The sequence below is a fragment of the Amycolatopsis sp. NPDC043889 genome (assembly GCF_056435645.1).
In genome coordinates this window covers 85,706-97,457 of sequence record NZ_JBWKEC010000018.1, presented here as the reverse complement: position 1 = coordinate 97,457, position 11,752 = coordinate 85,706, and the positions used below count along the sequence as shown (strand labels likewise).

At 70.8% G+C, this 11,752-nt stretch carries 11 protein-coding genes; 4 read left to right on the top strand and 7 right to left on the bottom strand.

The genetic code is table 11. From position 1 onward, the window contains the following. Nucleotides 1-15: 15 nt before the first annotated feature. From mshC to AC0685_RS28370, 4 genes are all read right to left on the bottom strand, one after another. The gene (gene mshC / locus AC0685_RS28385) at nt 16-1,254 is read right to left on the bottom strand and encodes a cysteine--1-D-myo-inosityl 2-amino-2-deoxy-alpha-D-glucopyranoside ligase (RefSeq protein ID WP_125678189.1); all 1,239 of its coding nucleotides are present in this window, start codon (nt 1,252-1,254) and stop codon (nt 16-18) included. 74 nt (nt 1,255-1,328) lie between these two features. Further along, nucleotides 1,329-2,093 (bottom strand): MerR family transcriptional regulator, encoded by a 765-nt coding sequence (locus tag AC0685_RS28380; protein WP_478228320.1) that lies wholly within the window; start codon nt 2,091-2,093, stop codon nt 1,329-1,331. 19 nt (nt 2,094-2,112) lie between these two features. Beyond that, nucleotides 2,113-4,071, bottom strand: coding sequence for a vWA domain-containing protein (locus AC0685_RS28375; protein ID WP_478228319.1), 1,959 nt, complete (start codon nt 4,069-4,071; stop codon nt 2,113-2,115). Then, nucleotides 4,068-5,465 (bottom strand): sigma 54-interacting transcriptional regulator, encoded by a 1,398-nt coding sequence (locus tag AC0685_RS28370; RefSeq protein WP_478228318.1) that lies wholly within the window; start codon nt 5,463-5,465, stop codon nt 4,068-4,070. Before AC0685_RS28370 ends, AC0685_RS28375 begins: the two co-directional genes overlap by 4 nt. A 133-nt stretch (nt 5,466-5,598) precedes the next feature. Between AC0685_RS28370 and AC0685_RS28365 the strand changes: the two genes are divergently transcribed. Continuing rightward, on the top strand, nt 5,599-6,396 hold the full coding sequence (locus AC0685_RS28365; protein WP_478228317.1) for a hypothetical protein: 798 nt from the start codon (nt 5,599-5,601) through the stop codon (nt 6,394-6,396). A gap of 4 nt (nt 6,397-6,400) precedes the next feature. Here the strand turns inward: AC0685_RS28365 and AC0685_RS28360 are convergent, their stop codons facing one another. Continuing rightward, nucleotides 6,401-7,021, bottom strand: a complete 621-nt coding sequence (locus tag AC0685_RS28360; protein WP_478228316.1) for a VC0807 family protein — start codon at nt 7,019-7,021, stop codon at nt 6,401-6,403. Further along, nucleotides 7,018-7,902 carry an alpha/beta fold hydrolase gene (locus AC0685_RS28355; RefSeq protein ID WP_478228315.1) on the bottom strand — a complete coding sequence of 295 codons (885 nt, stop codon included), beginning with the start codon at nt 7,900-7,902 and terminating at the stop codon, nt 7,018-7,020. Before AC0685_RS28355 ends, AC0685_RS28360 begins: the two co-directional genes overlap by 4 nt. 87 nt (nt 7,903-7,989) lie before the next feature. Here AC0685_RS28355 and AC0685_RS28350 point away from each other — a divergent pair, with 87 nt between their 5' ends. Further along, nucleotides 7,990-8,562: a TetR/AcrR family transcriptional regulator gene (locus AC0685_RS28350; protein ID WP_478228314.1), complete on the top strand. Its 573-nt coding sequence runs from the start codon at nt 7,990-7,992 to the stop codon at nt 8,560-8,562. 210 nt (nt 8,563-8,772) lie between these two features. Here AC0685_RS28350 and AC0685_RS28345 read toward each other — a convergent pair whose 3' ends face one another. Beyond that, nucleotides 8,773-9,819, bottom strand: coding sequence for a ferrochelatase (locus AC0685_RS28345; protein ID WP_478228313.1), 1,047 nt, complete (start codon nt 9,817-9,819; stop codon nt 8,773-8,775). 85 nt (nt 9,820-9,904) lie between these two features. On the opposite strand from AC0685_RS28345, the gene AC0685_RS28340 reads away from it, so the two are divergent. Both AC0685_RS28340 and AC0685_RS28335 read left to right on the top strand, forming a co-directional pair. Then, complete coding sequence (locus AC0685_RS28340) at nt 9,905-10,489, top strand: TetR/AcrR family transcriptional regulator (protein WP_478228312.1); 585 nt, start codon at nt 9,905-9,907, stop codon at nt 10,487-10,489. Nucleotides 10,490-10,562: 73 nt separating this feature from the next. Continuing rightward, the gene (locus AC0685_RS28335; RefSeq protein WP_478228311.1) at nt 10,563-11,744 is read left to right on the top strand and encodes a Cmx/CmrA family chloramphenicol efflux MFS transporter; all 1,182 of its coding nucleotides are present in this window, start codon (nt 10,563-10,565) and stop codon (nt 11,742-11,744) included. The last annotated feature ends 8 nt before the right edge of the window (nt 11,745-11,752 follow it).

Genomic DNA, 11,752 nt, shown 5'->3' with positions numbered 1-11,752 from the left:
CCCCGGCAGTGTTCGTCAGAGTTCGATGCCGAGCAGCGCGTCGACGGCGTTCCGGATCAGCCCGGGCGCGGCCGGGTCGGTGCCGGAGCGGTTCAGCGCCTGCTCGGCCCAGGCGTCGACGGCCGCGAGCGCCTTGGGCGTGTCGAGGTCGTCGGTGAGGTGGTCACGCAGGCGCGCGACGGTGTCCTCCGCCGCCGGGCCGGTGCCGAGGGAGACGGCTTCGCGCCAGCGCGCGAGGCGCGCTTCGGCGTCCGCCTGCAACTGCGCGGTCCACGGCCGGTCCTCGCGGTAGTGGCCGGCGAACAGCGCGAGCCGGATCACGCCCGGGTCGACCTTGTCGGCCCGCAGCCGCGATACGAACACGAGGTTCCCGCGCGACTTCGACATCTTCTCGCCGTCAAGGCCGATCATCCCGGCGTGCACGTAGTGCCGCGCGAACGGCCTGTCCCCCGCGACGGCTTCCGCGTGCGCGGCGCTGTACTCGTGGTGCGGGAAGATCAGGTCCGAGCCGCCGCCCTGGACGTCGAAGCCGAGGCCGAGCCGGTTGACCGCGATCGCGCTGCACTCGATGTGCCAGCCCGGCCGCCCCGCGCCCAGTTCGGACTCCCACGACGGCTCACCCGGCCGCGCCATCCGCCACAGCAACGCGTCGAGCGGGTGCCGCTTGCCGGGACGGTCCGGGTCGCCGCCGCGTTCGGCGAAGAACTTCGCCATGGTCTCGGCGTCGTAGTTCGACTCCGAACCGAAGTGCCCGGTCGCGTTGTGCTCGAAGTAGATGTCCGGGTACTCCGCGTCGTCCGCGCGGTACGCGCTGCCGTTCGCCACCAGCTTGGCGATGACCTCGACGATCTCCGGGATGCTCTCGACCGCCCCGACGAACTGCCGCGGCGGCAGCACCCGCAACGCGGTCATGTCCTCGCGGAACAGCGCGGTCTCGCGCATGCCGAGGACGACCCAGTCGTCCTTGTCGCGCTCGGCGCGCTCCAGCAGGGGCTCGTCGATGTCCGTCACGTTCTGCACGTAGTGGACGTCGTGCCCGGCGTCCCGCCACAGGCGGTTCACCAGGTCGAATGTCAGGTACGTGGCGGCGTGCCCCAGATGGGTGGCGTCGTACGGCGTGATGCCGCAGACGTACATCCGGGCGGTCGACCCGGGCGCCGTGGGGCGGATCTGCCCCGTCGCCGTGTCGTGAAGCCGCAGCGGACGGGGGGTGCCGGGGATACGGGGCACGTCGACCGATGACCAAGTCTGCATACCTCGACTGTAAGCGGAGCCGCCGCGCCGTTCCCGTCCGGTGGGAGACGGACACGGCCGGAGTAACCGATTCGCTATCCCGTGACCCGTTCGGCGTTGGCGTGGACGGCGTCCCGGATGTACTCGCCGAGGCCCGGTCGCTGGTCCGGCTCACGCACCAGGAAGCCGAGCTGGACCGGCTCGGTCGCGTACAGCCCGGCGAGCTCCCGGTGCGTCGCGAGGTCGCAGTCCCCCATGAACGCCGCGAGCATCCGGCGGTGCTCCTCGGCGAGGTCCATCGCCGCGCGGCCGTCGGCGGGCGCGCCGGAGTCGAAGACGGCGAGCAGCCGCCGGACCCAGTCCTCCCGGAGCTTCTCCGCCTCGATCCATTCCTGCTTTGACCGCGGGATGGCCGCCGCCTGCCAGTGCGGCGTGTCCCCCCACCGGCGGACGGCCTCCTCCGCGTAGCCCTCCGGCTCACGGAACTCGCCGAAGACCTCGAACCGCTCCTCCGCGGTCAGCGCGGCTCCGGCCTCCTTCGCTGCGATCACCCGCTCGACCGTTTCGGCCATCCGCGTCAGCTCGAAGATCCGCTCGGCGAGCAGCACCCGCTGGCGCCGCAGGTGCTCCAGCGCGTCGACCGCCGGGTCGTCGATCACCTTCGCGATCGTCTCGAGGCCGAACCCGAGTTCGCGGTAGAACAGGACGCGCTGCAGGCGGTCGAGGTCGTCGTCGCTGTAGCTCCGGTACCCCGCCGCCGTCCGCCCGCTCGGGCACAGCAGGCCGATCTCGTCGTAGTGATGCAGCGTGCGCACGGTGACCCCCGAGAGCGCCGCGACCTTTCCGACCGAGTACCCCATCGGGCCAGCGTAAGCGAGTTCAGCGCTTCCTGGTTCGCAGGTAGTCGCCGACCACGGCGGCGCCGAGCCCGTCCAGATCCGGAGCGACGACACGGCCGCCCGAGCGGCGCGCGATGAGGTCGACGAACTCCGTCAGGCGCGGGTCGTCCCCGAGCCGGAACACCGTCACCGACGCGCCCAGCTTCGCCATCCTGTCCACTTCGGACAGGGTTTTGAGCAGGGTCCTCGGCTGGGGCGGGTAGTCGAACTCCGCCGTGCCGTCGGGCTCGAGATGTGCCGTCGGCTCCCCGTCGGTGACCATCAGGACCACCGGCTGCGCGTCGGGATGCCGCCGCAGATGCCGTCCGGCCAGGAGCAGCGCGTGGTGGGCGTTGGTGCCCTGTTCCCAAGCGCCCTCCAGGCCCACCAGCTCGGCCAGTTCGACCGACGTCGCGTAGCGGCCGAAGGTGATCAGCTGGAGCGCGTCGTTGCGGAACCGGGTGCTGATCAGCTGGTGCAACGCGAGTGCCGTCCGCTTCATCGGCAGCCAGCGACCCTCCTGCACCATCGACCACGACGTGTCCACGAGCAACGCCACCGCCGCGCGCGACCGATGTTCGGTCTCGATCACCTCGACGTCGGAGACGTCCATCCGGACCGACCGCTCGCCCACCGAAACCGAACGCAGGACCGCGTTGCGGACCGTTCTGGAGACGTCCCACGGCTGCATGTCCCCGAACCGCCACGGCCTGGTGGCGCCGGTCGGCTCGCCCGCGGCTCCGGCGGACTCCGTCTCCCGTTGGCCGGTCTTGCCGCGCAAAGCGTTCACGACGTCAGCGAGCGCCGTCTCCCCCAGCCGCCGTAAAGCCTTGGGCGACAACCGGAGCGTGCCATCGGGGGCACGTTCGAAGAGACCTTGGCGCCGGAGTTCGCGTTCCAGTTCGGACAACCGCCGCGCGTCGACGCCCGCATCGGGTCCGAGCCGGCGTTCGAGAGCGTCGACGTCGATGTCCTCCAGCCTCGCGCCGGGGTAGGACTGGCCGAGCTGTTCGGCCAGCGCGTCCAGTTCGGCGAGATCGGACATCGCCCGGGCGCCTTCCCCGAGGCCCAGCGGATCGTTGCCCCGGAACCGTTCGGAAGACGTCCAGTCCTCGCCGGGCCGCAGCGCCCGCAACTGGGCGTCCAAAGTGGACAGCTGCTGCGCGAGCCGAGGGTCGCCGAACGCCTGCTGCGACAGTTCGGCCAGTTCGGCCCGCTGTTCCGGCGTCATCGAGTTCAACATTCGTTGCGCGGCCGCGGCACGAGCGGCGAGGACATCGATCAGCTCCTCGACGTTCTTCGGGTTCTCCGGGAAGAACTCGCCGTGCTCGCGCATGAACTCCGCGAACCGCTCCGGGACGTCCTCCCTGCCCTGTGCGTGCGCGGCCAGGAGCGCGTTGAGGTCGGCGAGCATCCGGTTCGCCCGCTCGGCCTCTTCCGGCCCGGCGTTCCGCAGCGCCTCCTTCATCCCCTCGAAACGAGAATCCAGCAGCTCACGGCCGAGCAGGTCACGGATCTTCTCGTAGTTCTCCCTGCCCTCCCGCGAGCGCCAGTCGTACCCGGAGAGTTCGCGCACGGCCGCCGCCGTCCCCGGCGGCAACGCGTCCAGCTGAGCTTCACGGAAGCGGGCGTCGTCGTCCGGATCGGGGAACAGCTCGCGCCGCTCGGCCTCCAGCGCCTGGTCGAGCAACCGCTGGACCTCCTGGAGCGTGCCGTCCAGCCGGTGCCGCCGCTGGATCTCCGACCGGCGCTGCCAGAGCCGCCTGGTCAGTTCGTCGAGCCCGGCGGTGCGCGGGGTGCCGCGGCGCAGCAGTTCTTCCAGCGCGGACCGGGGCGAAGCGCCCGCCATGACGTCGCGGCCGATCTCGTCGAGCGCGTCCCGCAGGTCCGCCGGCGGCGCCAGCGGATCGGGGCCGTTGTCCCACGGCCCGTACGAATATCCCTCCGGGAGGAGACTCATCGGCCGTAGACGGTCGTCGAGTCGTCGGAGTCCTTGGCGAGTTTCCTCGACAGGAACAGGGATTCCAGTGCCAGTTCGACCGCGGCCGCGATCCGCCCGGCCGGTTCGTCCGGACCGACGCCGGCGCGCGCGGCGACGTCGTGGAGCACGGGCAGTTCCGGCAGTGCGGCGAGGACGTCCTTGCCGGGTACGCGTTCCCCGGTGGCGACCAGATGCCCGGACTCGACGGCGTCGGCCAGCGGCAGCAGGTCCAGGCCGGCGAACCGCGAACGGGCCGTCTCCGCGACCGCCCGGCGCAGCAGGTGCACGAGGTGCTCGGTCTCGCGTCCCTCCTCCCCCGGCTCGAATTCGAGCTTGCCGCGCAGGACGCCGGGGACCGCGTCGAGGTCGACCGGACGCGCCACGGCGGGTTCCTCACCGGTCAGCGCGGACCGGCGCAGTGCCGCCGCGCCGACCGTTTCCGCCGCGGCGACGGCGAACCGGGCCGAGACACCCGACCGCTGGTCGATCACCGGCGACTCGCGCAGGTTCCGCACGAACCGGGCGAGCACCTCCAGCAGCGGCTCGCCGACTTCGGCGACCAGCCGGGCCTCCTGCCGGACGACCGCGATCTCCGCCTCGACGTCGAGCGGGTAGTGCGTGCGGATCTCGGCGCCGAACCGGTCCTTGAGCGGGGTGATGATGCGGCCGCGGTTGGTGTAGTCCTCCGGGTTGGCCGTCGACACCAGCAGCACGTCCAGCGGCAGGCGCAGCGTGTAGCCGCGCACCTGGATGTCGCGTTCCTCCATCACGTTCAGCAGCGCGACCTGGATGCGCTCGGCGAGGTCCGGCAGCTCGTTGATCGCCACGATGCCGCGATGGGCGCGCGGGACGAGTCCGAAGTGGATGGTCTCGGGATCGCCGAGGCTGCGGCCTTCCGCGACCTTCACCGGATCGACGTCACCGATCAGGTCACCGACCGAAGTGTCCGGTGTGGCCAGTTTTTCCGTGTACCGCTCGTCGCGGTGGCGCCAGGTCACCGGCAGCGCGTCGCCGAGTTCGGCGGCACGGCGGCGCGATTCCGGGGTGATCGGGTCGAGCGGATGCTCGGCCAGCTCGGCGCCCTCGATGACGGGCGTCCATTCGTCGAGCAGCCCCGCGAGGGTGCGCAGCAGGCGGGTCTTGCCCTGGCCTCGTTCGCCGAGGAGGACGACGTCGTGCCCGGCCAGCAGCGCGCGTTCCAGTTGCGGCAGCACGGTGCGCGAGAACCCGACGATCCCTGGCCAGGCGTCTTCCCCGGCGCAGAGCTTGGCGAGGAGGTTGTCGTGCAGCTCTTGTTTGATCGACCGCGGCAGGTGACCCGCCGCGCGAAGGTCCCCGGCGGTCCGGGGCAGGTTTGCGGGAACATCGTTCACCCGTTCGACGCTACGTCGCGAGCGTGGTCCCTGTCGACGTGAAGCAACTCCAGCTCCGGCGATCGCGAACGGCAAGCCTGGGTTAACCCTCCCATAGCCGGGTTTCGCCGAAAGCACGACTAAAATCAATCCGGTGTGCCGTCCTAGTGCGACCCTCGCGGTCTGGTCTTCGGCGTGGCTGAACGGAGCCGCCGCCTCCGACGACGTCCTTGACGCCCTGCAGGTCTGGGGCGAAGCCCATGACTTCGTCGCCGCGGACGCGGCGGCCGCCGAAGCGTTCGACCTGCCGCTCGCGTTCAACCGGGCCGCGACCCCGGTCCAGCTGCTGCTCGCCCTGCGCGCGCAGGGCGCCAAGAGCATGCAGCTGCTGCTCCCGGTACCCGGCGACGTCCGGGGCCTGGGTGGCGGCGGGCCGTTCACCGAGGCCGCGCTGCGGATCGGAGAGGCCGTCCTGCTGCCGGACCTCGGCTACGGCGTGGTCCCCGAGGCGATCGCCGAGGGGCTCATGCGGTGGACGGTGTACTCGGTGCCCATGCCGGGCGTCCTCGAGTACCGCCCGCTGGGCGAGGCCGAACACGGTCTGACCGACGCGATCCGCGCGAGTGCGGGCGCGTTGCAGGCGCTGGACGTCGCCAGCGAGCGGCCAGGGGTGCGGGCGGAACTCTCGGCGCGGCTGCGGGCCACCACCGACGCGCCCTGGCCCGCCGGGATGCCCAGCCGGGCGCTGCGGGTGCTCCAGCGTTCCCAGGAGATCGCGGCGATACTCGCCATCGCCGAATCCGACGATCCGGGCGGCGCGCTCTCTTCGTCGGCGGCGCTCCGGCGGGCGGAGGCGCTGCGGCCGCTGACCGAAGCGGTCCGCAACGCCCGCTACGCGGCGATCAACGAAGCGGTGCGAGTGTTCGCCGAACAGGCGGACAGGCACCCGTAGCGGTTCACGTGGTCACTGTGTGCTTTTTCTGGACTTTCTCGGCATAGCGGACGGACCACAGCGAAAGCCCGCCGATGACGGCGAGCAGCAGGACCACGCTGAGCGCGTTCATCACGTCGGCCGACAAGGTGTACACCAGCGGCACCCGGATCGCGGCCTCCAGCAGCAGCGCCACTCCCCACACCGCCGACATCCGGGTGAACGCCCGCCGGAACTCGGGGACCTTGTCGCCGAGCCGGTCGATCTCCGCGCGTTTGGCCGCGCTGGAGCCTGCCCGCACGGCGACGAGCACCATGGGCGTACGGCTGAAGCAGCTGAGCAGCAGGACGATCGCGGCGGTCGCGGTGGCGAAGGATTCCTTCAGCAACAGGAATTTCGCGTCCCCGGTGACCAGCGAAAGCACCAGCCCGACCCCGAGCACACCGGCCAGCAACGCGGCGAAGCCGTCGAAGGACCGGTCCCGGACGGCGACCCACACGATCCGGGCCGCCGCCACCCCCGCCCCGGCCAGCAGCGAGACCTGCTCGCTCTGTCCGGCGAGCCGGAGCCCGTAGTAGGCGGCCAGCGGGAGCGCGACGTCCCAGAGCAGCAAGGACAGCGTGGGGTTCTTGGCGCGCGCGGTCACGAGTCCATCTCGCACTCGGACAGGAACTTCAGAACACGTGCGTTGACCTCGTCCGCCGCTTCCCCGGCGATGGCGTGGGTCGCCGAGGGCCACAGTTCGACCTGACCTCGCGACAGGAACTCACGGGCGCGGGCGGCCGCCCGTTCCGGGTGGTGGATGACGCTGCGCCCGGCGATGAGGGCGAGCACGGGCATCCGCACGGAGCGCAATTGCTCATCGGTGAACAACCTGGGCGACGGCAGGGCGATGCGGTAGGTCCGCATCCCCTCGTCGATCACCCGCGCGACCGGATCCGTGGCGTCGACTTCCGCGCCGCCGGAGATCCAGTCGAGGAACGACGGGCGGGTCCATCGGTTGATTCCGGGGATCGCGGCGAGCGTGGAGCGGAAGACCAGTCCCGCGGTCAGACCGCCGAACGTCAGCACGGGGTCGATCACGGTGAGCGATTTCAGCCGTTCCGGTGCCCGCACGGCGAGGTTGGTCGCGAGCCAGCCACCGAACGAGTACCCGATCAGGTGCACGGACGGCAGGTCGAGCTCGGCGAGCACCGTGCTCGGCCACGCGGCCTGGTCCGCGGCGTCGCGGATCGGGGCGGTCTGCTCGCTGCGGCCGGCTTCGCCGATGAGGTCCACCGCGAAGACCTCGCCGTGCCCGAGCAGCGCGGTGAGGTTGGGTTCCCACATCACCGCGGTCCCCGCGCGGCCGGGCAACAGCACGATCGGCGTCGCACCCGGCTCCCCGAACCGGTACACGCGCGCCACCCCGAACGCCGTCCGGACGTCGTGGATCCCGGTCGGCGCGGGCAAGGCCGCCAAACCTCGTTCGTAGACGGCCTCGTACTCGGCGCGCGCCTCCGGCGAGGCGAATCCGCCCACCTTCATTCTCACCCCTCCTTTTTACGGTACGATCGGATTGTAACCAGTTGGTGAGAAGTTTGCAATCCGATCGGACTGTCAAAAGGAGTACGGGTGCCCAAACGAGTCGATCACGAGGACCGGCGGCGGCAGATCGCCGCGGCCGTTCGCCGCATCGCGGCCGACCGGGGGCTCGAAGGGGTCAGCCTGAACGAGGTCGCGGCAGAAGCCGGTATCTCGAAGGGCTCCGTCCAGCACTACTTCGCGTCGAGGGACGAGATGCTGCGCTACGCGACGACCACCCTGCGAGGTGGCATTGAGGAGCGCATCGCCACCCCGTCCGAGCCGCGGGTCCGAGACCTGCTCATCGCCCTGCTCCCCCTGGACGAGGCAGGCCGGGACCACGCGCTCGTCGCGAACGCCTTCGTGGTGCGCGCGCTCAAGGATCCGGAGATCGCCGGCCACTTCCGGACCGGGCACGGCCAGCTCCGCGACGCGGTGGCAGCCCTGCTCATCGCCGGCCAGGACGCCGGTGACCTCCTGCTCACCGGCGACCCGGCCACGGAGGCCGACCTCCTGCTCGCCCTAGTGGCCGGCCTGGGCGACGCGGTGCTGCTCGGCTACCAGACCGGCGACGAGGCCATCGCCCTCATCGACCTCCACCTGTCGAGGATCGCCGCCCGATGACGATCGATCTCGTGAGTGGCAAGGACGGTTAGCGCCGAGGTACGTCTGTTTTTGTGGCGACAGGTCCGTGAAGGCCTCCTTGCCTACCCTGAAGGTAGGGAAGGAGGCCTTCACGGACTACGCGCGATCGCCACCCATAGCCTCAGCGACATCACTGGTCCCAGCAGCCACAGTGGCGGCGCAGGAAGAGCGGCGGTGGCCGCTGAGCACTTAAGGGCGCGCGGGCCTCTTGGCGGGCTCGCAACATCCGATCGCACAAGGCGCCCCGTTGACCGTGCACCCGGCAGCCGGGAACGGCGACAGCTTCCGCGCCGGCAGCCCCTCGGTGTGTTCCCGGACCAACTCCACGACGAGTTCGGCGAACCGCGGGTCGGTATCCGGCGTCGCGGCCCGCGCGAAGCCCATGCCATGTTCCGCGGCCCGCTCGGCGGCCTCGTTGTCGAGGTCCCAGATCACCTCGAGGTGATCGGAGACGAAACCCACCGGGCAGACGACCACCGAGGTGACACCTTCCGCGTGCAGCGCGTCGATGTGGTCGACGATGTCCGGCTCCAGCCACGGCACCTGCGGCGGGCCGGAGCGCGACTGCCAGACAACGTCGTAGGTCTCGATCCCCGCTTCGGCCGCGACGAGGCGGGCGGCCTCGGCGATCTGGCGCGAGTAGCGCCGTCCGCCTTCCGACGGCGGGCCGGACGCGGTGTCGGCGGACTCGGGCACCGAGTGGGCACAGAACACCGTGCGGGTTCCGGGCTGGTTCCCCAGTTTCGCGTGCGCGGCGCGGACGGCGTCGGCGAAGGCGGCGATGAACAGCGGGTGGTCGAAGAACTGCCGCAGCTTCACCAGTTCCGGCGCGCCGTCGCCGACCGCCGCGCGGGCACGCTCGATGTCCTCGTCGTACTGACGGCAGGCGGAATAGCCGCCGTACGCGCTCGTCGGGAAGACCAGGACGCGCCGAGCGCCCGCCTCGGTGATCTCGGCGAGGGTGTCCTCGACCATCGGCCGCCAGTTGCGGTTGCCGAAGTGAACGGGCAGGTCGATCCCGGCGGCCGCGAGTTGCTTCTCCACCGCGGAGATCGCGTCCCGGTTGAGCCGGTTGATCGGCGAGACCCCGCCGAAGTGCTGGTAGTGCTCGGAGACCTCGAGCAGGCGTTCCCGGGGGACCCCACGGCCCCGCGTGACGTTCTCCAGGAACGGCATCACCTCGTCGGGTCCCTCGGGACCACCGAACGAAAGCCAAAGCAGCGCGTCGTAACCCACCCTGCCATCTTGCCGCTATGGCGCCCCGCACGCTGACCCGGCCCATTTTGAACCGACCGATCCAAAACCTGGTACGGTCATTTCCATGGCCAGGCCGAAGGAATTCGACGAGCGCGCCGCGATCGGGCGCGCCATGGACGCCTTCTGGGCACGCGGCTACGAGGGCACGTCGACACAGGCCCTCTGCGAAGCCACCGGTTTGGGCCGCAGCAGCATCTACAACACCTTCACCAGCAAGCACGAACTGTTCATGCGCGCGCTCGATCACTACGCCGATCGCGGGATCGTGGCCAGGACGGCCTTGCTGGAGGAATCCGGGACCGGCGTCGAGCGATTCCGTGCCCTGTTCTCGTGCACGATCGACGAGGAGGTCGCGCACCACGGACGGGGCTGCCTCGTGGTCAACACGGTGGCCGAATTCGGCGGGCGCGACCCCGAGGTCAAGGCGCGGATCGAGGCCGACACCCGGCGGCATCTCGCCCTTCTTTCGGCCTGCGCCAAGGAAGGGCAGCTCGACGGGACGATCGACGGCGATCGCGACCCCGGTGCGATCGCCGAGTTCGCGCACAGCACCGTCGCCGGCCTCCGGCTGATGTCCCGCCGAGGCGCCGACCGGGCGGCCATGGAGTCCGTCGCCGCCATCGCACTGGACGCGATCGCCGCGAAGTAAGACCTCGAACGAATCCCGTGCGCGACGCTGCCCACATTTTGGACTGATCGATACAAAACTGGAGGGACTTCCCGTGCCTTTGGCAGTCTGCGTACTCGGACTGAGCGTGTTCGCGCTCGGCACGTCCGAGTTCATGATCACCGGCCTGCTTCCGGGGATGGCGGCCGATCTGAACGTCGGCATCCCGGAGGCCGGGCTGCTCATCTCGGCGTTCGCGATCGGCATGGTCGTCGGCGCTCCCCTGCTCGCGATCGCGACGCTGCGGGTGCCGAGGCGCGCCACCCTCATGGCCTTGCTCGTCGTCTTCGGCGTTTCGCACGTCGTCGGCGCGCTGGGCTCCGGGTACGCCCTGCTCTTCGCGACGCGTGTCGTCAGCGCGGTCGCCTGCGCCGGATTCTGGGCGGTCGCGGCGGCCACCGCCGTCGCGCTGGTGCCGGTCGAGCGCCGTGGCCGCGCGCTGGCCATCCTGGTCGGCGGACTCACCGTCGCGAACATCGCCGGCGTCCCCGCGGGGACCTTCCTCGGCCAGCACGCGGGCTGGCGGGCGGCCTTCTGGGCGGTCACGGCGCTGACCGTCGTCGCGTTGATCGGGGTCTTCGCCCTGATCCCGGAGACCCAGAACGGTGCGGACAAGACCGACGTCGCGACCGAACTGCGGCTCTACCGCGGCGGCCGGTTCTGGCTGGCGCTCGGCGTGATCGCGCTCGCGCAGGCGATGATCTTCGCGACCTTCAGCTACCTCGCGCCCTTGCTGACCGAGGTCGCCGGGCTGCCGGAAAGCTGGGTGCCGGGAGTCCTGTCGCTGTTCGGGCTCGGCGCGCTGATCGGCATCACCGCGGGTGGCAGGCTCGCCGACGCGAGGCCTTTCGCGACCCTCTACGGCGGCCTCGCCGTCGCCCTGCTCGCCCTGGTCCTGCTCGCGATCTCCGGCCCGGCGACCCCGGTCGCGATCTTCGCCGTGTTCCTGTTCGGCGTCGCCGGATTCGGGGTCAACCCCGCTTTGAACGTCCGCGCCTTCGCCGTGGCGGGCAACGCGCCCACGCTCGTCGGCGCGAGCACGACGGCCGCGTTCAACGTCGGCAACACCCTCGGCCCGTGGCTCGGCGGCGAATCGATCGACGCCGGTCTCGGCTACCCCAGCGTCGCGTGGGTGAGCGTCGGGCTCGGGGTCGCCACCGTCGTCGCGCTCACCTTCGCCGCCGGTGTCCAGCGCACCGACGACACCCGCCTGCTCCGCGAACCCGTTACCCAGTAGGGAGAATC

What these genes read in the sequence shown, in the direction of transcription:
- mshC (WP_125678189.1), bottom strand. Translation starts at nt 1,254, where the DNA reads ATGCAGACTTGGTCATCGGTCGACGTGCCCCGTATCCCCGGCACCCCC.
- AC0685_RS28380 (WP_478228320.1), bottom strand. Translation starts at nt 2,093, where the DNA reads ATGGGGTACTCGGTCGGAAAGGTCGCGGCGCTCTCGGGGGTCACCGTG.
- AC0685_RS28375 (WP_478228319.1), bottom strand. Translation starts at nt 4,071, where the DNA reads ATGAGTCTCCTCCCGGAGGGATATTCGTACGGGCCGTGGGACAACGGC.
- AC0685_RS28355 (WP_478228315.1), bottom strand. Translation starts at nt 7,902, where the DNA reads ATGAAGGTGGGCGGATTCGCCTCGCCGGAGGCGCGCGCCGAGTACGAG.
- AC0685_RS28340 (WP_478228312.1), top strand. Translation starts at nt 9,905, where the DNA reads ATGGCCAGGCCGAAGGAATTCGACGAGCGCGCCGCGATCGGGCGCGCC.